Origin of the sequence: Gordonia hongkongensis, assembly GCF_023078355.1 — a bacterium.
Classification (GTDB): Bacteria; Actinomycetota; Actinomycetes; order Mycobacteriales; family Mycobacteriaceae; genus Gordonia; species Gordonia hongkongensis.
In genome coordinates this window covers 2,677,941-2,698,702 of sequence record NZ_CP095552.1, presented here as the reverse complement: position 1 = coordinate 2,698,702, position 20,762 = coordinate 2,677,941, and the positions used below count along the sequence as shown (strand labels likewise).

Below are 20,762 nucleotides of genomic sequence, written 5' to 3'. Positions count from 1 at the left end.
CGCGGACTCCCGGTCGATCTAACCAGGGTGGCGGACGCCGGCGCGGGGTGTTGTCGGTCGACGACCGCGCCGAGTGCTTCCGGGGGCGGGTATCGACCGGGTCCGCACATCTCTCAGCCGGCCTGGTCGATACGGATGAGGTTGCCCGCCGGGTCACGAACGGCGGCGTCGCGCACGCCATACGGCTGATCCATCGGCTCCTGCACGATGTCGACGCCGCTTGACTGCAACTTGTCGAACAGCCCGTCGAAGTCGTCGGTCGCCAGCGTCAGCGCACCGTAACTCCCCTTGGCGATCAGCTCGAGGATCGTCTGTCGTTCCTCCTCGGAGATACCGGGATCGGCAGCCGGCGGATGCAGCACGATCGACGTGCCCGGTTGTCCGGGCGGGCCGACGGTCAGCCACCGCATGCCCTCGTAGCCGACATCCTTGCGGAGTTCGAAACCGAGGAGGTCGCGGTAGAAGCCCAGGGCGGCGTCGCCATCGGTGTGTGGGAGGAAGGTGTACTGGATCGTGATGTTCATGGGATCAGGCTAGGCAGTCTCACCCGCGCTGTGCTTCTCGATTCCTGATCGGTCTCGTGATGTTCTTCGCCAGGCACGCCGGTATCCCGTCCGTCGCGTCGGCCGACTGTTCGCGATAGACCGTCGGCGGGACCCCGACGAGTTCGGTGAACCGGGTGCTGAAGGTGCCCAGTGACGAGCAACCCACCTCGAAGCAGACCTCGGTGACGGTCAGGTCGCCGCGCCGCAGCAGCGTCATCGCCCGTTCGATGCGGCGAGTCATCAAGTACGAGTAGGGCGATTCGCCGTAGGTCTGGCGAAACTTCCGGCTCAGGTGACCGGCCGACATGTTCACCCCGCGCGCGAGCGCCTCGACGTCGAGCGGCTGCGCGTACTCGCGGTCGATCCGGTCGCGGACCTGACGCAGCAGGGTCAGGTCGCGCAGGCGCTGATCGGAATCGGTTCGCGGCACGAGTCGATCGTAGTGCGCTCAGACCCCGAGCACCGCCGAGATGTCCGCACCGAGGGCGTCGAGACGGCGTGCGGCCTCGTCCCGCGGTACGGCGCCGTCCGGGCAGTCGAGGACGACTTCGAGATAGCACTTCAGCTTCGGCTCGGTGCCGGAGGGACGCACGACGACGCGGTCGTCGGCGGCGGTCCGCACCATGACGCCATCGGTCGGCGGCAGGTCAGCGGATCCATGTGCCAGGTCGCGGTTCTCCACCACCGGCGAGCCGGCCAGTCGTTCGATCGGTGAGGAACGCAGGCGCTGCATCATCTCGCCGATCAGCGCGGTGTCCTCGACGCGGATCGTCAACGGTGCGGTGGCATGCAGGCCGTGGCGACGGGCGAGCCGGTCGAGCTCGTCGGTCAGCGTGCGGCCATCCCTCCCGAGTTCCTCGACGAGGGAGATGACCCGGACCATCGCACCGATGCCGTCCTTGTCGCGGACGGTGTCGGGGTCGGTGCAGTAGCCGATCGCCTCCTCGTAACCGAAACGCAGGCCGGAAGTCCGGGCGATCCACTTGAATCCGGTGAGCGTCGCCGCGAACCGCAGCCCGTGGTCCGCGGCGATCCGGCCGAGCAGCCGGCTCGACACGATCGAACACGCCAGGGTGTCACCGGGGCGCGTCGCATCCCGTGCCGCCTGCTCCCCCAGCAGCGCGCCGATCTCGTCGCCGGTCAGCTGCCGCCACTGACCATCGGGACCGACCGTCGCCACCGAGCAGCGGTCGGCGTCGGGGTCGAGGGCGATGACGACGTCCGCGTCGACGTCGCGTGCGAGGTCGAGCGCGAGGTCGAGGGCACCGGGCTCCTCCGGGTTCGGGAACGGCACCGTCGGGAAGTCCGGATCGGGAGCGGACTGCGCCGCCACCACGTGGACGTCGCCGATTCCCGCGGCCTGCAACACGTCTCGGGCGACCGTACCCCCGACCCCGTGCATCGGCGTCAGTACGACGCGCACCGGCGACGGACCGCCGACGGGTCGTAGCCGCGCGGTGCGTACGACATAGGTACGGACCGTCTCGTCATCGAGGTGGATGACTGCCGCGGAGTCGCGGGGCACCTCGTCGGCGGGCGGCGCCTGCGCGATCCGGTCCGCGATGTCGGCGTCAGCCGGCGAGATGATCTGCACTCCCCTGCCCGCATCGTCGGTGACACGCCCGCCGAGATACACCTTGTAACCGTTGTCGGCCGGTGGGTTGTGCGAGGCGGTGATCATCACCCCGGCGTCGCAGTCGAGCGCACGCGTCGCATGAGCGGTGACCGGCGTCGGCAACCGAGGAGGTAGCGTGAACGCCGTGAGCCCTTGCGCCGCAAGCACTTCGGTTGCCGCGTCGAAGAACTCGGCCGATCCGTGCCGGGCGTCGCACCCGACCACGACACGCGCGTCGGGACCGACCGTGTCGAGCAGATACCGCGCGACACCGGCCGTGGCGCGGGTGACCACGGCGACGTTCATCCGTGACTCGCCCGCACCGACCTCCCCGCGCAGGCCGGCGGTGCCGAAGGTCAGCGGTCCGCGGAAGCGGGACGCGAGATCGTCGGCAGCGGCGACGTCACCGGTCACCGCCGCGTCGATCAGATCGGTCAGCACGGCTCGGGTCGACGGATCCGGATCGTGGTCCCGCCAGCGCCGCGCGGCCGCGAACAGCTCGGCCCGGGTCACCGGATGCGGCGACCCGGCTCGACGCGGTCACCCAGTGCCACCCGGGCGCCACGCAGGATCTGCGTGTCCATCCCCACCAACGTGATCTTCTCGGTCGGGACCGGGCGTGTCCGCGGGTGCCCGCCGATCACCGCATTCGGGCCGACGCGCACCCGTTCGTCGAGGACAGACCATGCGACCGACGCGCCGGCGCCGATGACAACGTCACCGAAGATCACCGAATCGGCCACGACCGCACCTTTTTCGACGACCACCCCCGGTCCGAGAACGCTGCGTCGGACCGTTCCGTGCACGTGGGCGCCGCTGCTGACGAGACTATCCTCGACGACCGCCCCGGTCTCGATACGCGCGGCCGGGCGCTGCGGCTGGTTGGTGAGGATCGGCCGGTCGGCGCGGAAGACGTCGAGGGACCCGTCGATGAGGTCGCGGTGCGCCTGCAGGTAGGTCTCGGGACGGCCGGCGTCGATCCAATAGCCAGGCATCGCGTGGGCGACCGTCTTGCCGCGGTCGACGAACCAGGGCACCAGGTGTTCGCCGAAGTCCCCCAGGCCGGTGTCGTCCTTCGGGGATCCCTCGGTCGTCCGGCTCTCCAGGTACTCGAGGCCCTCGATGAGCACGGCCGGGTCGTAGACGAAGATCTCGGTGGCGATCGTGCGCGTGGTGGCGCGTTCGGGTTTGTAGCGGAACTCGCGGACTATCCCGTCTCGACGGGCCTTCACGGTGGCGTGCTGGGTGGCCTCGTCCAGCGGACACGTCGTGGTGACAACAGTGCATTCGGCGCCATGGCGGCGATGGGTCTCGATGGCGTCGCGGAAGTCGAAGTCGTAGACGTGGTCGGCGCTCATGACGATGACCTCGGCCGGTGCGTGGGCGGCGATGCGGCCGCGGATGCGATACAGCAGGTCGGCGTTGCCGGTCGCGAAGCCGTCTTCGGTTTCCGGGGCGTCGGTCTGCTCCGGCATCACCACGCGCAACCCGCCGCTCGTGCGGTCCAGATCCCAGGGACGGCCACCCGCCACGATCTGGGTGATGGTCTCGGCCTCGTACTGCACGCACAACCACACGTCGTCGATGTGACTGTGGTGCAGGTTGGAGAGCGGGAAGTCGATGAGCTGATAGTTGCCCGCGAACGGCAACGCGGGTTTCGCCCGCCGATCGGTCAGCACCTCCATTCGCGAACCACGTCCACCGGCCTGCACGATCGCGAGAACCTCCGAATACCGCATCACCCCAGTCTGCCCCACGCCGCCGGGTTTGCCCGGATACCGTGGCCGACGGAACTCGACGACATGCGACGAGGAGGTACGAGCAGTGACGCGCATCCACCGGGCCGAGCACGCGACGACGGACGGTGTGGAGGTCGACTGCCTCGTGATCGGCGGCGGCATCGTCGGGCTGGCGGTGGCGTGGGCATTCGCCCGGCGAGGACGCGACGTCGTCGTCCTCGAGGCCACCGATTCGGTTGGCGCGCAGACGACCTCGCGGAGCTCGGAGGTGATCCACGCCGGCATCTACTACCCCGAGGGCAGCCTGAAGGCGGAACTGTGCGTCCGCGGTCGCGAGCAGTTGACCCGATTCTGCGACGAGCACGGCGTCTCGTGGGCGCGGCCGGGCAAACTCATCGTCGCCACCGACGGCACCCAGAGCGAACGCCTCGACGTCTTGCTCCGACACGGTCTGGCCAACGGCGTTTCCGACCTTCGACGGATCGGAGTGGACGAACTGCGCGACCGGGAACCGGCAGTCGAAGGCGTCGCGGCACTGTTCTCACCGTCGACCGGGATCGTCGACGTCGACGGCGTGGTGCGTGCGCTGGTGCGTGACCTGGAGGCACACGGCGGCGCGATCGCGTTGCGCAGCAGGGTGATCGGCGGACAGATCGACGCACACGGCGTCACCGTGCACACATCGGACGGTGAATCGGCGTGCGCCCGGACGCTCGTCAACTGTGCCGGGATCGGCGCGTGGGAGGTGGCCCGGGCGCTGGCCGGTTTCAGCGGCCCGATCCCGCCGCGCTTCCTCGCCAAGGGGAATTACTTCGGGTTGTCCGGCGTCCGGGCGCCGTTCCGTCACCTCGTCTACCCGATCCCCGCCGACGGCGGATTGGGCGTGCACTTCACGATGGATCTCGCCGGCGAGGCCCGATTCGGCCCCGACGTCGAATGGCTGACGCCGTCCCCCGACGAGGCGACCGCCGGGGAGGAACTCGACTACGCCGTCGACGAGGCGCGCGCCGACGCATTCGAGCGAGCCATCCGCACGTATTGGCCTGAGTTGCCGAGCAACGCCTTGGTGCCCGCCTACGCGGGGATCCGGCCGAAGGTCGCCGGGCCGGGCGCCTCCGGCGACTTCGTGATCCAGGGCCCGCGGTCACACGGCATCGCGGGCCTGGTCAACCTCTTCGGTATCGAGTCGCCGGGCATCACGTCATCGTTGGCGATCGCCGACCATGTCGTCGGTCTGGTCACGCCCCCGACGACGTGACCAGACCGACCGGGAGCGCTCAGCCCTGGTGCGCCGCACCCTCTTTGGGGTGGTACTGGTAGGCAGCGCTTGCCTTCTCGCGAACCTTCATGGCCTGGATCGCGTCGTGATGACGCCGGGCGTGATAGGCCAGCGGGAAGTACGTCAGCCGCTCCGGCAGGGTGCGGTAGGCGAATCGCAGATTGCGATGAATCCGCTCGAGGTGACGCTGCTCGGCGTCGGACCAGCTCAGGCCCAGGATTTCGCGCACCCGCGGATCCATGACGCCGACGGTGGTCAGGTAGTTGAAGTTCTGGAACGGCACCGACGCGGTGGCAGCGGCCTTCTTCACGGCGGGGCGCAACGCCTTGGGCACCGACTTCGGGACCACGGGCGCGGCGCGCATCTGACCGATCAGTTCCAGCGCGACCGGGTGCCGGACGAGCTTGTTCTCGATGAAATCGTCGAAGTACTCGTCGAACTCCTCGAGGGTCTCGGGGTAGTTCTTCATCGGTACCTGGACGATCTTGGCGATGCGGCGGTTGTCCCGCAGGAGTTCTTTGCGCTCCTCGAGAGTGAAGTGACGGCCCAGCACCAGCGGCGCGGCGGTCTCGATCGTGGGTAGCGCGGTGGCGATCACCCAGGCGTACGCCTCCGGGTTGAGTGCACTGATGTGCTTGCCCTCCGAGTTGCGCATCTGCAGCGGCTGGTGCAGCTTGCGGAGACGCTTGCCCTCCTCGAGAGCCTCCTGACCGCCGTAGGTCCAGCGCAGCACCGAGTCGGCGGAGCGGATCGCACGTCCCACGGGATCGGTGCGGAAGACTGAATACTTGTCGACGACATCGCCGATGACGGGGTGCATCACCTGCATCACGAACGCCGCCCCGTTGATCGGGAGGAACGTGTACATGCCGGTGAGCTTGGCGGTCAGCGAGTCCGGCGGGATCAGTTCGATCTCGTCGTCGCGGTGGTTGAGCAGCGGCTCGCCCGCCACGAAGTCACTCGCTGCGGGTTCGGACGCTGTCCGTTCTTCGTGTACCGCGGTCATGGTGCCCCCAACATCGGTCTCGGATACTACTAATTCGACAACATTCGTAGTCAGATTAGCGCAGGCGTTCCCGAAAACCCACCTTTTGTCGGATTTCGGCTACTGAAGCGAGTCGGGTCCGGCCTCGGGGCCGATGACCACGGTCCGCGTGGCGAGTTCGCGGTGGCGAACCGTGAAGATCCGCGTGCCCTTCTTGCGTCCGATGCGGACCTCGCTGAGATCGAGTCCGTCGGCCGTCAGACGCGCGTGGGTCGTGTCCACATCGGTCGACCGCCATGCCACACCCCAGAGCATGACCGGCGACGACGGCACCGGGTCGGCCGGCGGGCGGGGCGCGGCGACGACCTCGACGATCAGGTCGTCGCGCCGGAAGAACAGCTGACGGGCGTCCTGCCCGATCGGCTGGTCGAGACGGAAATCGAGGCCGAAGGTGCCGGCGAACAGCGCGACGGCGACATCGCGGTTGTCACAGGTGAAGACCAGGTGGTCGAGGCCGGTCAGATCGCCGTCGGCGGCGACTCCGGATTCGGGTCGTTCGGCGATCCCGACGGGACTGGTCTCACCCAGCGCTCCGAGGACGGTGTCCGCGAGCGGATACCCGCGCCGGCCGAGTAGACGCCGGGACGCCGTGATGTCGTCGACCGTGAAGTACACGTCGTGGGTGTCGGGCTCGCCGGCCGACGGCCGGATCGAGAGGGCGACGTTGCCGAGGTTCACCACTCGCCGGCCGTCGGCGCCCGTACCGACCTCGCGTCCGAGCAACCGCTGGTAGGTCTCGGCGGTCGTCGACGGGTCGTCGCTCGCGAGGTCGACGAGTGCGTGCGGGCCGGCGGGCGGAATCGTCACCGCTTCTTCTTACCCTTCCGACGACGAGCCGGCGCCGGCGGCACCCGTCGATGGATCAGTTGCGCTGAGCTGGTGATATGCCAAGCGCGGCAGGAGCACTCGTAGTAGCGCAGCTCCGGGGCGGTACCGACGAGGTGGCGGCGGAGTCGATCGATGCCCTCACGAGCGTCGGCCGGCGAGGCGAACGGCAGTTTGTCCGGCGTCGGGCAGGCTGGATAGTCGATGCCGGCGTTGCGCCGGCGTCGGGGTTGCTCGCGGAACGCCGTGCGTGCCTCGACATCGCGATAGAACGCTTCGAGATCGTCATCGGAGAAGGGCACCCGTCGATTATCCCCGAGCCGCGCGCGGGCTGGGATCAGCGGGCCATCCACAGCCGACGGCGGATGACCTGGCGCATGCGGCGCAGCTCCGCAGCGGTCAATCCCGACGGCGGGTCGGTGTCGACGAGGCGGTCGACCTGGGAGAAGAAGTCCCGATCGGTGAGGCCGAACTCCTCGACGATCTGCCGGGAGGAGCCCCCGCCCAGGGAGTACCAGTCCGTCTCGAACTGGATCATCTGCTGCTGTTTGCTGTCCATGAAGACCACCGAATCTGCGTTTTCGACCTGAAACCCGGACCTGTGTCGCGGAGCCACTCGGCTTCGGCTCCTGCGTGACACACGTCACCGACGTCGTCATTTCTACACCTGTCGACCGACAGAAGACAGCAGGCGGCCCATGCTGATTCCAAAGGTCCCGCAGATGTTCATCGCACGTTCGAGGACGGCCGCGGAGAAGCTCAGACCGCCAGTCGATCGCCGGTCCCGGCACGCGCTTCGCGCCGGTTCGCGCGGATGCTGCTGGCGAGCGACGCGCCGATGAACGCCACGCCGACGAGCCCCGTGATCACCTCGTTGATCTCGATCTCGATGCTGATCAACAGGATTGCGGCCAGCGCGCCGATGGCCCAGTGCGCACCGTGTTCGAGGTAGCGGTACTCCTCCAGCGTGCCCTTGCGGACAAGGTAGATCGTGATGGACCGCACGAACATCGCGCCGATGAATCCGAGCCCCAACGCGATGATGATCGGGTCGGAGGTGATGGCGAAGGCGCCGATCACCCCGTCGAAGGAGAACGACGCGTCCAGGAGCTCGAGATAGAGGAACAGGAAGAACCCGGCCTTGCCGGTGGCGACGGTGACCGGGTGCGGACCGGAGCCGTTCGATCCGGACCTGTGTGATCCGGGCCCGCCTGATTCCGTCGCGTCCGATTCCGGCCCGTCCGATTCCGGTTCGGCCATGAACATCGAGCTGAGCCCGTCGACGGTGATGTAGGTGACCATGCCCAGGATTCCGGCGATCAGGACGGTCGCGCGGCTCTCGTCCGGCGCCAGGAACTCGGCGGTGAGAACCAGCGCGAGGGCGGCCAGTACGACCGCGAGCTGGTCGAGCTTGCCGAGCGTGGCGAGCGGCTTCTCGAGCCACGTGAGCCAGGTCTGCGGGCGCTCGGTGAGCACGAAGTTGAGGAACAGGAGCAGGAGGAACATCCCGCCGAACGCCGCGATCTGCGGGTGGGCCTCGGTGAGGATCGTCTCGTAGCTGGGCTGACCGTCGGCGAAATGCGTCTGCCCCTCAGGTGGCGGGTTCATCGCCAGGTCGAGCGCCTCGACGGGGTTGAGACCTCCGGTGATCCACACGATGACCAGCGGGAACAGGAGACGCATGCCGAACACGGCGATGAGCACGCCGACGGTGAGGAACATCTTCTGCCAGAACGCGCTCATCCGTTCGAGGATCGTCGCGTTGATGACCGCGTTGTCGAACGACAGGGACACCTCGAGCACGCCGAGGATGGCGCACAGGGCGAGGCCGGTCCAGCCGAGGTAGAGGTAGGCGACGACCAGGGCCACGAGCGTGACGACGAGCGAGGGCGCGAAGATGCGCGCGGTCACCGCAGCTTCTCGGCTTCCCGCGCGAGTTCGAGCAGCGTGTCGGTGAGGTCGGCCAGCACGTCGTGTTCGGCACCTTCGGCCACCGCGGTGCCGAGGTCCTCCGCGGCGCACCGCAGCGCGAACATCCGGTCGCCGAAGTCGGCGGCCTCCGCCGAGGAGAGGATCACCGCGTCGTCGGGAATGGATGTGCCCTCGAGCAGCGTTCTCTGCTCGTAGGCACGCTGCCTGCACGATCGCTTGCAGTACTTCCGCCGACGCCCCATCTCGGAGTCCACCATCGTGCGGCCGCACCAGGCGTACGGCCGACGCCGACGCGATGCGCCCGTTTGTACGCCGTGCGTAGTGCCTGGTTCCACACCGAGACCGTACCGCTGTCACGACCGGCCCCGCTCGCTGCGCTCCCGGCGGCGCACACACACTCGCCCCGCTCGCTGCGCTCCCGGCGGCGGCACACACTCGCCCCGCTCGCTGCGCTCCCGGCGGCGGCCCCGCGGACCGCCGTGGACAACACGGGTCGTCGCCGGTGGCGAACCCACGCAGGAATGCGCGTAGAATGTTCCTGTTGACGACCCGAAAGTCGTGCGCAGCGTTGCGCACGAACCTGGAATGCAACAGAGATCTCCCGGCAGACCGGGAGATCCGACGAAGTTGAGAGGAACCCTTCATGGCAGATCGAGTACTTCGGGGTAGCCGCCTCGGCGCGGTGAGCTACGAGACCGATCGTGACCACGACCTCGCGCCACGACGCATCGTCCAGTACCGCACCGACAACGGCGAGATCTTCGACGTGCCGTTCGCCGACGACGCGGAGGTCCCGTCGAAGTGGCCGTGCAAGAACGGCATGGAAGGCACCATCCTCGAGGGTGCCGAGCCCGAGGAGAAGAAGACCAAGCCGCCGCGTACGCACTGGGACATGCTGCTCGAGCGTCGCAGCGAGGAAGAGCTCGAAGTGCTGCTCAACGAGCGCCTCGACCTGCTCAAGCAGCGGCGCAAGGGCATCACCAACTGACACCCGCGGGCGCCCGACGCCCGGAACCGGACAGACCCGGCAGGACATCCTGCCGGGTCTGTCCGTCTGCTCAGCGGATCATCGCGTCCGGACGAGTCCCCAGCGCTCGAGGCGGCTCTGGACTCCCCAGCGGGCGACCATCGTGAACGCCTCGGACATCACGCCGCCGCTCATCTTGGACACCCCTATCTCACGTTCGGTGAAGGTGATCGGCACCTCCCGGACGTCGAAGCCGGCACGCACCGTGCGCCACGCCAGGTCGATCTGGAAGCAATAACCCGCGGACTCGACGGTGTCGAGCTGGATCTTCTCCAGCACGATGCGGCGATAGGCGCGGAACCCGGCGGTGATGTCGTGGACGCCCGCACCGAGGGCCAGACGTGCGTAGGTGTTGGCACCGCGGGAGAGGAACTCCCGGCGCTTGGGCCAGTTCACCAGCTTGCCGCCCGGGACATAACGGGACCCGATCACGAGATCCGCGCCGTCGTTGACGGCGTCGAACAGGCGGTGCAGCTGCTCAGGCGCGTGGCTGCCGTCCGCGTCCATCTCGACGATGACCGCATAGTCGCGGTTGAGTCCCCACGCGAAGCCGGCGAGGTACGCCTTGCCCAGGCCGTCTTTGTCGACGCGGTGCATGACATGGACCCGGGTCGCCGCGTCGGCGCGGGCGAGGTCGTCGGCGACGTCACCCGTGCCGTCCGGGCTCGAGTCGTCGACCACGAGGACATGCACTCCCGGCAGCACGTCCTGCAGACGTCCGATGATGAGCGGCAGGTTGTCGCGTTCGTTGAACGTCGGCACGACGACGAGCGCGCCCGTGCCGTCGGCGCCGACCACGCGTTGCGGCGCGTCGTCGGGCCGCCGCTGCCCTGCCGTGGCGTCAATCCCCGATGCCATCGAGCTCCTTCGTGTCACCGGTCGCCCGTGCGGCGACCCTGCGTGGCCTGAGTGAGAACCTAGTACGCGAGCGCAGCGCAAACAAAAGCCCGGCCACCGCCGCGATGATCGCGATCACCTCCGGCCAGGGGCCCAGGCGGGTCGCGAGGGTCATGTCCTCATGGAGTGGCAGACGCCCGGTCAGCACGTCCGCGGTGAATATGCCGGACTGCTGGCTGATGGATCCGTCCGGCTCGATGACGGCGCTCACCCCACTGGTGGCCGCGACGACCACGGACCGCCCGTGTTCGACGGCCCGGACCTGTGACATGGCCAACTGCTGGTACGTCATCTCGGTCCGGCCGAAGGTCGCGTTGTTGGTGGGCACGAACAGCATCTGCGCGCCGTCCCGGACGGATTGCCGAGCGGCCCGGTCGAAGGCGACCTCCCAGCAGGTCGCGACACCGACGGTCACCGTCCCCGAGCGACCGGGCACATCGACCACGGTGGGTCCGGTGCCGGGGCGGAAGTCTCCGGCCATGTCCGCATACGACGAGAAGAGGCGGAAGAACGGCCGCCACGGGAGGTATTCGCCGAACGGCTGGACGATGTGCTTGTCGTAGCGGTCGACCGGGCCCTGCGCGCCGTCCCAGACCAGGACCGAATTGGTGGGTCGGCCATCGGGGTTGCGGATGAGCGTGCCGACCAGGATCGGCGCGTCGACGGCCTCGGAGGCTGCGGTGATGCCGGCGGCCGCGTCTTCGTTGTCCAGCGGCGAGATGTCCGAGGCGTTCTCCGGCCAGAGGACGAAGTCGGGCTGCTCGGTCTGCCCGGTGTCGATCGCCCGGCCGTAGGACATCGTCGTGCGGACGTGATTGTCGAGGACAGCGCGCCGCTGGGCGTTGAAATCCAGACCCAGTCGCGGGACATTGCCCTGGATGGCACCGATCCGGGCCGAGGACGTCGCGATGTTGCGGTCGAGGCTGGCGGGGGTCGCCGCGATGGCGGCGATCGGTGCGAGCAGCGCGATGGCCACTGCGGCGGTCGCGATGCGCACCACGCCCGAGGAACGTTCGGTGGACGGTCCCGGACCGTCGGCGTGCTCGGGGTCGGAGACGGTCGTCGTGCGCCGGTACGCCCGGGTGAGGATCACGAGCAGCCAGGCGACGGCGGAGCCGAAGAGCGCGACACCGGCCGACAGCCCGGGTGCGCCGAGCACCGAGGCCAGCGGCAGCAGCGGTCCGTCGACCTGACTGAATGCGGTTCTCCCCCAGGGGAACCCGCCGAACGGGAAGGCGGACCGGAGCCCTTCGACGAGCACCCACGACAACGTGAACCACACCGGGGGCACCGGAAGGCGCATCGTCAGGGTGGCGATCGCGCCGAACAGCGCGAGGTAGACGGCGAGCACCGCGGCCAGGGCGAGCCACGGGAGCGGACCGACGTAGACGCCGATCCACGGCAACAGCGGCACGAAGAACGCCAGCCCGAAGACGAAGCCGATCCACCCGCCGGTGCGCACCCGGGGCGACCCGACGAAGAGTGCGGCGAACAGCAGGCCGAGGCCGAGGACCGCGAGGAACCACCAGTTGCGCGGTGGGAACGCGGCCCACATCGCCAAGCCCGCGGCGGCGGCGGTCCCGGTACGTGCGAGCCAGGACGCTGAGATCCGGGATCGGGAGACCCGCGGGGGACTCACCCGGCGTCCCGGTCGTACAGGGTCCGGCCGCGATGCACGGTGCGCACGCAGCGCGGCAGCGCGGCCCCCGGTGAGACGTCCGGCAGCGCGGGCACCCGCGACCGCGGATCGGTCGACCACCGCTGGACCTTCTCGTGGGATCCGGCGACGACGAGCTCGTCGACCTCCCACACCGCGTAACTCGCCGGGGCGCCGGGCGTCAGGGTCCCGGTGACACCGTCGTTGACTCCCCCGGCCCGCCAGCCGCCGCGGGTCGTCGCGGCGAACGCGCCGCGCGCCGAGATCGCATTGGTCGGCTGATGATGGTGCACGGCGGCCCGGATGGTCGACCACGGGTCGATGGCCGTCACCGGTGCGTCTGACGAGAACGACAGCGCGACACCGGTTTTGGCCAGCATCGCGAAGTCGTTGAGGGTGGCCGCACGGCTCGCCCCGAGACGGGCGTCGTACAGGTCGCCCGGACCGCCCCATTCGGCGTCGAACAACGGTTGCATGCTGGCGATGACGCCGCAGCGGGCGAGGACCTCGGCGCCGGCGGCGGTGACCATCTCGGCGTGTTCGAGCCGGTGCGCACAGCGTGCGAGCGCGGGCGTGCCGAGTTCGTCGGCGAGTTCGGCGAGTGCGCCGACGACCACACCGGTCGCGGCATCGCCGATGACGTGGAAGCCCGCCTGGATGCCCGCGATCGTGCAGGCGCGCAGGTGATCGCGGATCTGGTCGGGGTCGAGGTAGCTGATACCGCTGGTGTGCGGATCGTCGGTGTATGGCTCCGAGAGCCACGCGGTGTGGGAGCCGATGGCACCGTCGATGAACAGGTCACCGCCCAGGGCATCGGCCCGGGTGATCGACATCAGTTCGCGGGCGTGGTCGGCGTCGGTGACGGCCTGGCCCCAGTAGCGCCGGATCTCGACGGGATGGTCGAGTTCGGCGAGCGCGAGGAAGTCGTCCATGCCGCTGATGTCCGGTCCGCCGTTCTCGTGCACGGCCACCACCCCGTGGGCGGCGGCCCCGTCGAGCGCGCGGCGTTGTGCGCGTTCGCGATGCGCCGCGGTGACCAGCAGGCGGGCCGCGCCGCGGACGAGGTGGTGGGCCTCGGCGACCAGCGGCTCCTCCGGGTGATACCCGACGGCGTCGGCCAGGTCCGGGATCAGGCGTCGCAGCGCGGTGGACGCCACCGCGGAGTGCTCGTCGATCCGGGCGAGGTACACCGGCCTGGTCCCGACGACGGCGTCGAGCTCGGTGGTCGTCGGGAAACGACCGTCGTCGGGTTCGGCGCCCGCCCACGTCGAGTCGTCCCAGCCGAGACCCCAGATGAGGTCGCCTTCGTCATGGGCGGATTCGGCGGCCACGGCCTTCTCCACCAGCCGCAGGCAGTGCGTGCGGCTCGACGCCTCGTTCAGGGTGAGGCCGTCGAGTCCGAGCCCGGTGGACGTCAGGTGGACGTGGGAGTCGACGAACCCGGGACTGACGAAGTGTCCGGCGAGGTCGATGACCTCGGCGTCGGGATGGAGTGCGCGGCCGACGTCGTCGGTCCCGACCCAGACGACGATTCCGTCGGTCACGGCCATCGCGGTCGCGTCGGGGGCGGCCGGCGAGTACACGGCGCCGCCGAGAAGCAGTTGGGTTGCCACGATCGTTCAGTGTGCCTTGCCGTCGGAGGAGGGTGGCGAGGGGTCCGGGGTGCGTGTGTTCCGGGACCCCAGTGGGTTGTGCTGCGCTCGGGCGCAGATCAGGACCTGTTCAGTGGCCCTGCGGCAGACCTCGGGTGCCGTACGGGGACGACGAAGATCCCGGCTCGGGCGTGTCGGATTCCACGACGGAACCCTCGACGACGGTCGCGCCACGTCCGGCGCCGTAGACACCGGTGGCATACATCCCGGCCCGGTCCATCGCGGTCGCCACACGGCGGGCACCCACCGCGGCGACGGCCGGACGCATCACCCGACGGGTCGGCGGGAACAGCAGCAGGGTCCCGGCCACGGTCGACACGACGCCCGGGACAACCAAAAGGATGGTCGACACGGCGACGAGCGCGGTGTCGGCCAGCGGGGCGCGGGCGTCGACCTCGTTTCTCGACGCGCGGCGCAGCTCGTCGAAGACCTTGCCGCCCTGCCAGCGCAGGACGACGAATCCGAGGACCACGGCGGCGAGGCTGATGAGCACCGCCCAGCCGAATCCGAGGGTCATGACCATCGCGACGAACGCGGCGATCTCCAGCACGGCGTAGGCCGCGAACCAGCGGAGAGCCATGATGCTTCACCTGTCCTTCGGTGCCCTTCGGCACCCGTTGACGTCAGGGTCTGCGTGGACAACGAACGACGACGCGGTTTTGTCCCGGGGGGGTTTCGACAAGCTCAACCAGCGGAGGGCGGCTCAACCGGCGGTGCGCGGCTCAACCAGCGGAGGGCGGCTCAGGCGGCGGTGGGCGGCTCAGCCGGCAGAGGCGTCCTCGCCGCGGCCCTCGATGTCGCCCTCGGTCTGGAGGTAGACGGTGCGCAGGGCGTCGAGGAGCTCGGCCGGCGGTTCGCGCCACATGTCGCGTTCGACGGCCTCGAGGAGACGTTCGGCGATGCCGTGCAACGCCCAGGGGTTGGACTGCTGCATGAACTGCTGGTTCGTCTCGTCGAGGACATAGGACTCGGTGAGTTTCTCGTACATCCAGTCGGCGACGACGTCGGTGGTGGCGTCGTAACCGAAGAGATAGTCGACGGTGGCAGCCATCTCGAAGGCCCCCTTGTATCCGTGGCGCTGCATGGCCGAGATCCAGCGCGGGTTGACGACGCGGGCGCGGAACACCCGGCTGGTCTCCTCCGACAGCGTGCGGGTGCGGACGGAGTCGGGGCGGGTGCTGTCGCCGATGTAGGCCTCCGGCGAGGAACCAGTCAAAGCGCGAACGGTCGCGACCATGCCGCCGTGGTACTGGAAGTAGTCATCGGAGTCGGCGATGTCGTGTTCGCGGGTGTCGGTGTTCTTGGCCGCCACGGCGATCCGCTTGTACGCGGCGCGCATGTCGTCGACCGCGGGCACCCCGTCGAGGTCGCGTCCGTAGGCGTAACCGCCCCACTCGGTGTAGACGCGGGCCAGGTCCTCATCGCTGCGCCAGTCCCGTGAGTCGATGAGTTGCAGGATGCCGGCGCCGTAGGTGCCGGGCTTGGAACCGAAGACACGTGTCACGGCCCGACGCCGGTCGCCGTGCTCGGACATCGCGGCGCGCACGTGTGCCGCGACGAAGTTCTGCTCGTCGGACTCGTCGTCAGCGGCCGCGGCGAGCGCGACCGCGTCGTCGAGCATGGTGACGACGTGCGGGAAGGCATCCCGGAAGAAGCCAGAGATGCGGACGGCGACATCGATGCGGGGACGTCCGAGTTCCTCGAGGCCGATGAGCTCGAGCGAGGAGACCCGCCGCGACATCTCGTCCCACACCGGCATGACCCCGAGCAGCGCGAGCACCTCGGCGACGTCGTCACCCGAGGTGCGCATGGCGCTGGTCCCCCACACCGACAGCCCCACCGACGCCGGGTATTCGCCGTGGTCGGTCAGATAACGCTCGAGAAGGGAGTCGGCCATCGCGCGGCCGGTCTCCCACGCCAGCCGTGAGGGCACGGCCTTCGGGTCGACCGAGTAGAAGTTGCGTCCGGTCGGCAGCACGTTGATCAGCCCGCGCAGCGGTGACCCGCTGGGTCCGGCCGGGATGAACCCGCCGTCCAAGGCGTGCAGCACCCGCGGGACCTCGCCGGTCGTCTGACGCAGGCGCGGGACGACCTCGGTCGCCGCGAAGGTGAGAACATCCCCGACCGCGCTGGGCAGTCCCGCGGTGGCCGCGGCAACTGCTTCGGTCGACCAGTCGTCCTTCGCGCAGGCGGCGACGAGTTCGCGGGCCTGCGCCTCGACGGCGTCGACGGAACCGCGTTCGGCCGAGCCGTCTTCGACGAGTCCGAGGGCCTCGCGCAGGCCGGGCAGGGCCGACGTGCCACCCCAGAGCTGGCGTGCGCGCAGCATGGCGAGGACGAGGTCGACCTCGGCGTCGTCGCGCGGGGGCTCGCCGAGCACGTGCAGCCCGTCACGGATCTGCACGTCCTTGATCTCGCACAGCCACCCGTCGACGTGCAGCAGCATGTCGTCGAAGACCTCTTCGTCGGGCCGTTCGGTGAGCCCGAGATCGGAGTCCATCTTCGCCGCGGTCAGCAGTGTCCAGATCTGCTGGCGGATCGCGGGCAGCTTCGCCGGGTCGAGTGCGGAGATGTTGGCGTGCTCGTCGAGAAGCTGTTCCAGCCGGGCGATGTCGCCGTAGGACTCGGCGCGTGCCATCGGCGGGATCAGATGGTCGACGAGAACCGCATGAGCGCGGCGCTTGGCCTGCGTCCCCTCGCCCGGGTCGTTCACCAGGAACGGGTAGACGAGCGGGAGGTCGCCGAGGGCGGCGTCGGTCCCGCAGTCCGCCGACATGCCGAGGTTCTTGCCGGGCAGCCACTCGAGGTTGCCGTGTTTGCCGACGTGCACGATGGCGTCGGCGCCGAAGCCGGTGTCGTGCGCCGCGATCCACCGGTACGAGGCCAGATAGTGGTGCGACGGCGGCAGATCCGGATCGTGGTAGATCGCGACCGGGTTCTCGCCGAACCCGCGCGGCGGCTGCACCATGATCGCGATGTTGCCGAAGGTCAGTGCGGCGATGACGATGTCGCCAACCGGGTTGCGCGTGCGGTCGACGAACAGGTCGCCCGGTGCGGGACCCCAGTGTTCGATGACCGCCGAGCGAAGCCCCTCGGGCAGGGTGTCGAACCACGACCGGTAGTCGCGCGCCGACAGGCGGATCGGGTTGGCGGCGAGGGTCTCCTCGGTGAGCCAATCCGCATCCTGACCGCCGGTGGCGATGATCTGGTGGATCAGCGCATCCGAATCATCGTCGGCGAGACCGGGAATCGCGTCCGGACCGGACTCCGGGCCGATGTCGTAGCCGGCGTCGCGCATCGCGGCGAGCAGGCGCAGCAGGCTGCGCGGGGTGTCGAGACCGACGGCGTTGCCGATCCGCGCGTGCTTCGTCGGGTAGGCCGACAACATGACCGCGATCCGCTTGTCGGCGGCCGGGGTCCGACGCAACCGGGCGTGCGCGGTGGCGATCCCCGCCACCCGTGCGCAGCGCTCGAGATCCGGCTGGTACCACGGCAATCCGTCGTCGTCGAACTCCTTGAAGGAGAACGGCACGGTGATGATGCGGCCGTCGAACTCGGGCACCGCCACCTGGGTGGCGACGTCGAGTGGCGACAGGCCGTCATCACTGTCCTCCCAGTCCGCGCGGGACCCGGTGAGGCAGAGACCCTGCAGGATCGGGATGTCGAGGGCGGCCAGCCGTTCGATGTTCCACGCCTCGTCGTCGCCGCCGGCCGAAGCGGTGGCCGGGGTGGCGCCACCGGCGGCCAGCACCGTGACCACGAGGGCGTCGGCGGTACCGAGCAGCTCGAGCAGGTCGTCGGGGGCGGTCCGCAGCGACGCGCAGAAGATCGGCAGCGCGCGGGCCCCGCGGTCCTCGATCGCATCGCACAGCGCGGCGATGTACCGCGTGTTGCCCGCCAGGTGCTGGGCGCGGTAGTAAAGGACCGCGATGGTGGGGGCGTCGGGCCCTTCGTGGCTCGTCGACCTCGACGCGCTCCTTCGTCGCTCGCTCGGCCCGGCGGCTTGCGCTCCTCGCACCTCAGGGAGCATGGAAGCCTCAGCGTGTGCTCCTCGAAACTCAGGGAGCAGAGACGGCTCGGCGGCCGGAGAACGTTCGAGCACGCCCCACGCGGGCGTCTGCTGCGGGAGTTCGAAACCGTTGCCGGTCAGCAGGACGGTGTCGGACAGGAAGTGGTGCAGGTTCACGAGGTTGGCGACACCGCCCGCGGCGAGATAGTCGTGGGCCTGGGCGGCGACGCCGGAGGGCACCGTCGAGTGCGCCATCAGATCGGGGTCGGGCTGCTGCTCACCGGAACACACGACGAGCGGCTTGCCGGTCGCCTCGACCGCAGCCAGCCCGTCCTCCCAGGCGCGTACACCGCCCAGGATGCGCACGACGATGAGGTCGGCGTCGGCGGCCAGGCGCGGGATGTCCTCGATCAGGATGCGAGAGGGATTCGCGCCGCGGTAGGACACCGACGCATCGGGCGACGCGCTGCCCTCGTCGGCCGCCGAGGCCGTGAGCAGATCGGTGTCCGAGGTCGAGAGCAGCAGGATCATCGTGTCTCCTCGCCGGGTTGTCGCGCCCGGTGCGTGTCGGTGCCGTGGGTGGCGGGTGCAGTGCGAGGGACTGGTCTGACTTCCGGATGTCCGGCCGATGCCGACCCCCGGTCACAGTGGCGCGACCGCGCCGGAATCGCACCGGCTTCAGCCCGCTCGCGGTGCGTTCAGCCTACGGCCACCGCGCCCGCCGGTCGTAGGCTGGTGGGATGAACCAGCCAGCCCGGGCCGCCACCGACCGTTGCCCAGGGGTCTTCGACACGCACCCGGCGGCCGACGGCGCGCTGGCCCGTGTCCGCCTGCCGGGCGGACGGATCCGTCCGGACCAGCTGGAGACGCTCGCCCGGGCCGCCGCCGACCACGCCGACGGGCACCTGGAACTGACGGTGCGCGGCAACCTCCAGCTGCGCGGGATCACCGACGTCGAAGCCGTCGCGCAGGCCGTCGTCGCCGCCGGGCTCGCGCCGAGCAGCAGCCACGACAAGGTGCGCAACATCGAGCTCAGCCCCCTGACCGGTCGCATCGGCGGCGTCGCCGATGCGCGTCCGCTCTCCGCGGCCCTCGACGACGCCCTGCGGGCCGACCCGGCCGCGGCCACCCTGTCCGGCCGGTTCCTGTTCGGCATCGACGACGGGCGCGGTGACATCGCCGGACGACGACCCGATGCGTGCGCGGTGATCCGGGGCGGCACTCCCCTGGCCGCGGATGTGCTCATCGGCGGGACGGCCGTCGGATCGGCCACCGGTACGGAGGCGATCGTGCGCGCGCTCATCGCGGTGGCCGCGGGTCTGGGCGAGGTCTCGCCCGGCGCCTGGCGGGTCCGCGACCTCGACGACGACTCCCGGCGCCGGCTCGCGGAACTCATCGCCTCGACGCTGGATCCCGTCATCGGGGCCGACCCGGACGCGGCACCGGTCGCTGCGGGGGAACCAATCGTCGGCTGGTTCGACCAGGACGACGGCGCGGTGCTGCTCGGCGCGGTCGTCGAACTCGGACGCTTGCCGGCCCGGCTGGCGGAATTCATCGCGGCCGTGCAGGCGCCGGTCGTGTTCACCCCCGACCGCGAGATCCTCCTGTGCGACCTCGGCGAAGGGGTGGCCGAGACCGTCGTCCGCGTGCTCGCACCGATGGGTCTGATCTTCGACGCCGCTTCGCCATGGGCCCAGGTCAGCTGCTGCGTGGGAGCCCCGGGTTGCTCGTCCGCGCACGCGCCGGTCCGGGACGACCTGATGGCCCGAGTGCAGGACGGCGACCCCGTCGAGGAGCGCGAACACTGGGTGGGCTGCGCCCGTGGCTGCGGGTCGCCGGCCGAATCGCACCTGTCGGTGCAGGCCACGCCCGACGGCGGATACGAACGGCGGCGCCGTTAGGCTCGTCAGCACCATGACCGAGTACCTGCGTGACGGCGCCGCGATCTACCGCCAGTCCTTCGCCACGATCCGCGCCGAGTCCGATCTCTCCGCGTTCGCACCCGACGTCGCGACCGTTGTCGTCCGCATGATCCACGCGTGCGGCCAGACCGACCTGACGCGCGACGTGGTCGCGACGCCCGGTGTCGTGGCCGCCGCCCGCGGAGCCCTCGAAGCCGGCGCCCCGATCCTCTGCGACGCCAACATGGTGGCGTCCGGGATCACGCGCAAGCGTCTCCCCGCGGACAACGAGGTGCTCTGCCACCTGTCCGAACCCACCCTCCCAGTCCTCGCCGAGAAGATGGAAACCACGAGGACCGCTGCGGCACTGGAGTTCTGGCGGCCGCGCCTGGAAGGTGCGGTTGTCGCGATCGGCAACGCGCCGACCGCACTGTTCGGGCTCCTGGACATGATCGACGACGGCGCACCGCGTCCCGCCGCCATCGTCGGCGCACCCGTCGGTTTCGTCGGCGCGGTCGAATCCTGCGCGGCACTCGCCGAGCGCGACGACCTCGAATTCATCACGGTCACGGGCCGGCGCGGCGGATCGGCGATCACCGCGGCCGCGGTCAACGCGCTCGCGACCCCGCAGGAATGATG

19 protein-coding genes are annotated in these 20,762 nt (G+C 69.7%); 4 read left to right on the top strand and 15 right to left on the bottom strand.

Annotated elements, in window-relative coordinates; all coding sequences use genetic code 11:
• Nucleotides 1–113 precede the first annotated feature (113 nt).
• The 4 genes from MVF96_RS12235 to MVF96_RS12220 are packed head-to-tail and all read right to left on the bottom strand — an operon-like array spanning nucleotide 114 to nucleotide 3,899.
• Nucleotides 114–524 carry a VOC family protein gene (locus MVF96_RS12235; RefSeq protein WP_247449191.1) on the bottom strand — a complete coding sequence of 137 codons (411 nt, stop codon included), beginning with the start codon at nucleotides 522–524 and terminating at the stop codon, nucleotides 114–116.
• 19 nt (nucleotides 525–543) lie between these two features.
• Nucleotides 544–975 carry a helix-turn-helix transcriptional regulator gene (locus tag MVF96_RS12230; RefSeq protein WP_058250457.1) on the bottom strand — a complete coding sequence of 144 codons (432 nt, stop codon included), beginning with the start codon at nucleotides 973–975 and terminating at the stop codon, nucleotides 544–546.
• Nucleotides 976–993: 18 nt separating this feature from the next.
• On the bottom strand, nucleotides 994–2,673 hold the full coding sequence (locus MVF96_RS12225; protein ID WP_418930383.1) for a phospho-sugar mutase: 1,680 nt from the start codon (nucleotides 2,671–2,673) through the stop codon (nucleotides 994–996).
• On the bottom strand, nucleotides 2,670–3,899 hold the full coding sequence (locus MVF96_RS12220) for a glucose-1-phosphate adenylyltransferase family protein (RefSeq protein ID WP_058250455.1): 1,230 nt from the start codon (nucleotides 3,897–3,899) through the stop codon (nucleotides 2,670–2,672). Before MVF96_RS12220 ends, MVF96_RS12225 begins: the two co-directional genes overlap by 4 nt.
• A gap of 28 nt (nucleotides 3,900–3,927) precedes the next feature.
• Here MVF96_RS12220 and MVF96_RS12215 point away from each other — a divergent pair, with 28 nt between their 5' ends.
• Nucleotides 3,928–5,157 (top strand): NAD(P)/FAD-dependent oxidoreductase, encoded by a 1,230-nt coding sequence (locus MVF96_RS12215; RefSeq protein WP_247449189.1) that lies wholly within the window; start codon nucleotides 3,928–3,930, stop codon nucleotides 5,155–5,157.
• A gap of 19 nt (nucleotides 5,158–5,176) precedes the next feature.
• Here MVF96_RS12215 and MVF96_RS12210 read toward each other — a convergent pair whose 3' ends face one another.
• The 6 genes from MVF96_RS12210 to MVF96_RS12185 form a co-directional block, all read right to left on the bottom strand.
• A complete protein-coding gene (locus tag MVF96_RS12210; protein ID WP_058250453.1) occupies nucleotides 5,177–6,184 on the bottom strand; it encodes an oxygenase MpaB family protein in 1,008 nt (335 codons plus the stop codon).
• A 99-nt stretch (nucleotides 6,185–6,283) separates the two neighbouring features.
• On the bottom strand, nucleotides 6,284–7,030 hold the full coding sequence (locus MVF96_RS12205) for a VOC family protein (RefSeq protein ID WP_065632030.1): 747 nt from the start codon (nucleotides 7,028–7,030) through the stop codon (nucleotides 6,284–6,286).
• On the bottom strand, nucleotides 7,027–7,350 hold the full coding sequence (locus tag MVF96_RS12200; RefSeq protein WP_065632031.1) for a hypothetical protein: 324 nt from the start codon (nucleotides 7,348–7,350) through the stop codon (nucleotides 7,027–7,029). The genes MVF96_RS12205 and MVF96_RS12200 overlap by 4 nt, the downstream gene beginning before the upstream one ends.
• 35 nt (nucleotides 7,351–7,385) lie before the next feature.
• On the bottom strand, nucleotides 7,386–7,607 hold the full coding sequence (locus MVF96_RS12195) for a DUF3263 domain-containing protein (protein ID WP_065632045.1): 222 nt from the start codon (nucleotides 7,605–7,607) through the stop codon (nucleotides 7,386–7,388).
• 200 nt (nucleotides 7,608–7,807) lie between these two features.
• The gene (locus MVF96_RS12190; protein WP_065632032.1) at nucleotides 7,808–8,959 is read right to left on the bottom strand and encodes a DUF475 domain-containing protein; all 1,152 of its coding nucleotides are present in this window, start codon (nucleotides 8,957–8,959) and stop codon (nucleotides 7,808–7,810) included.
• The gene (locus tag MVF96_RS12185; RefSeq protein ID WP_065632033.1) at nucleotides 8,956–9,237 is read right to left on the bottom strand and encodes a hypothetical protein; all 282 of its coding nucleotides are present in this window, start codon (nucleotides 9,235–9,237) and stop codon (nucleotides 8,956–8,958) included. Before MVF96_RS12185 ends, MVF96_RS12190 begins: the two co-directional genes overlap by 4 nt.
• A gap of 386 nt (nucleotides 9,238–9,623) precedes the next feature.
• Between MVF96_RS12185 and MVF96_RS12180 the strand changes: the two genes are divergently transcribed.
• Entirely contained in the window at nucleotides 9,624–9,968 is a 345-nt protein-coding gene (locus tag MVF96_RS12180) for an RNA polymerase-binding protein RbpA (protein WP_058250448.1), read from the top strand.
• Between the two features lie 78 nt (nucleotides 9,969–10,046).
• Here the strand turns inward: MVF96_RS12180 and MVF96_RS12175 are convergent, their stop codons facing one another.
• The 5 genes from MVF96_RS12175 to cobN all read right to left on the bottom strand — a co-directional run bounded on the left by MVF96_RS12175 (nucleotide 10,047) and on the right by cobN (nucleotide 18,753).
• The gene (locus MVF96_RS12175; RefSeq protein WP_247449187.1) at nucleotides 10,047–10,865 is read right to left on the bottom strand and encodes a polyprenol monophosphomannose synthase; all 819 of its coding nucleotides are present in this window, start codon (nucleotides 10,863–10,865) and stop codon (nucleotides 10,047–10,049) included.
• Nucleotides 10,849–12,543 (bottom strand): apolipoprotein N-acyltransferase, encoded by a 1,695-nt coding sequence (lnt, locus tag MVF96_RS12170; protein ID WP_247449186.1) that lies wholly within the window; start codon nucleotides 12,541–12,543, stop codon nucleotides 10,849–10,851. Before lnt ends, MVF96_RS12175 begins: the two co-directional genes overlap by 17 nt.
• Nucleotides 12,540–14,174 carry an amidohydrolase gene (locus MVF96_RS12165; RefSeq protein WP_205334013.1) on the bottom strand — a complete coding sequence of 545 codons (1,635 nt, stop codon included), beginning with the start codon at nucleotides 14,172–14,174 and terminating at the stop codon, nucleotides 12,540–12,542. Before MVF96_RS12165 ends, lnt begins: the two co-directional genes overlap by 4 nt.
• A 109-nt stretch (nucleotides 14,175–14,283) precedes the next feature.
• Nucleotides 14,284–14,793, bottom strand: coding sequence for an FxsA family protein (locus tag MVF96_RS12160; protein ID WP_247449184.1), 510 nt, complete (start codon nucleotides 14,791–14,793; stop codon nucleotides 14,284–14,286).
• Nucleotides 14,794–14,973: 180 nt separating this feature from the next.
• Nucleotides 14,974–18,753 (bottom strand): cobaltochelatase subunit CobN, encoded by a 3,780-nt coding sequence (gene cobN, locus MVF96_RS12155; protein WP_247449183.1) that lies wholly within the window; start codon nucleotides 18,751–18,753, stop codon nucleotides 14,974–14,976.
• 209 nt (nucleotides 18,754–18,962) lie between these two features.
• Here cobN and cobG point away from each other — a divergent pair, with 209 nt between their 5' ends.
• The gene (cobG, locus tag MVF96_RS12150; RefSeq protein WP_247449182.1) at nucleotides 18,963–20,123 is read left to right on the top strand and encodes a precorrin-3B synthase; all 1,161 of its coding nucleotides are present in this window, start codon (nucleotides 18,963–18,965) and stop codon (nucleotides 20,121–20,123) included.
• Nucleotides 20,124–20,136: 13 nt separating this feature from the next.
• Nucleotides 20,137–20,760 carry a precorrin-8X methylmutase gene (locus MVF96_RS12145; RefSeq protein ID WP_247449181.1) on the top strand — a complete coding sequence of 208 codons (624 nt, stop codon included), beginning with the start codon at nucleotides 20,137–20,139 and terminating at the stop codon, nucleotides 20,758–20,760.
• The last annotated feature ends 2 nt before the right edge of the window (nucleotides 20,761–20,762 follow it).

Coding starts and splice junctions, on each gene's coding strand:
- MVF96_RS12235 (WP_247449191.1), bottom strand. CDS start 524: ATGAACATCACGATCCAGTACACCTTCCTCCCACACACCGATGGCGAC.
- MVF96_RS12195 (WP_065632045.1), bottom strand. CDS start 7,607: ATGGACAGCAAACAGCAGCAGATGATCCAGTTCGAGACGGACTGGTAC.
- MVF96_RS12185 (WP_065632033.1), bottom strand. CDS start 9,237: ATGGTGGACTCCGAGATGGGGCGTCGGCGGAAGTACTGCAAGCGATCG.
- MVF96_RS12145 (WP_247449181.1), top strand. CDS start 20,137: ATGACCGAGTACCTGCGTGACGGCGCCGCGATCTACCGCCAGTCCTTC.
- MVF96_RS12210 (WP_058250453.1), bottom strand. CDS start 6,184: ATGACCGCGGTACACGAAGAACGGACAGCGTCCGAACCCGCAGCGAGT.
- cobN (WP_247449183.1), bottom strand. CDS start 18,753: ATGATCCTGCTGCTCTCGACCTCGGACACCGATCTGCTCACGGCCTCG.
- cobG (WP_247449182.1), top strand. CDS start 18,963: ATGAACCAGCCAGCCCGGGCCGCCACCGACCGTTGCCCAGGGGTCTTC.
- MVF96_RS12175 (WP_247449187.1), bottom strand. CDS start 10,865: ATGGCATCGGGGATTGACGCCACGGCAGGGCAGCGGCGGCCCGACGAC.
- MVF96_RS12180 (WP_058250448.1), top strand. CDS start 9,624: ATGGCAGATCGAGTACTTCGGGGTAGCCGCCTCGGCGCGGTGAGCTAC.
- MVF96_RS12160 (WP_247449184.1), bottom strand. CDS start 14,793: ATGGCTCTCCGCTGGTTCGCGGCCTACGCCGTGCTGGAGATCGCCGCG.
- MVF96_RS12220 (WP_058250455.1), bottom strand. CDS start 3,899: ATGCGGTATTCGGAGGTTCTCGCGATCGTGCAGGCCGGTGGACGTGGT.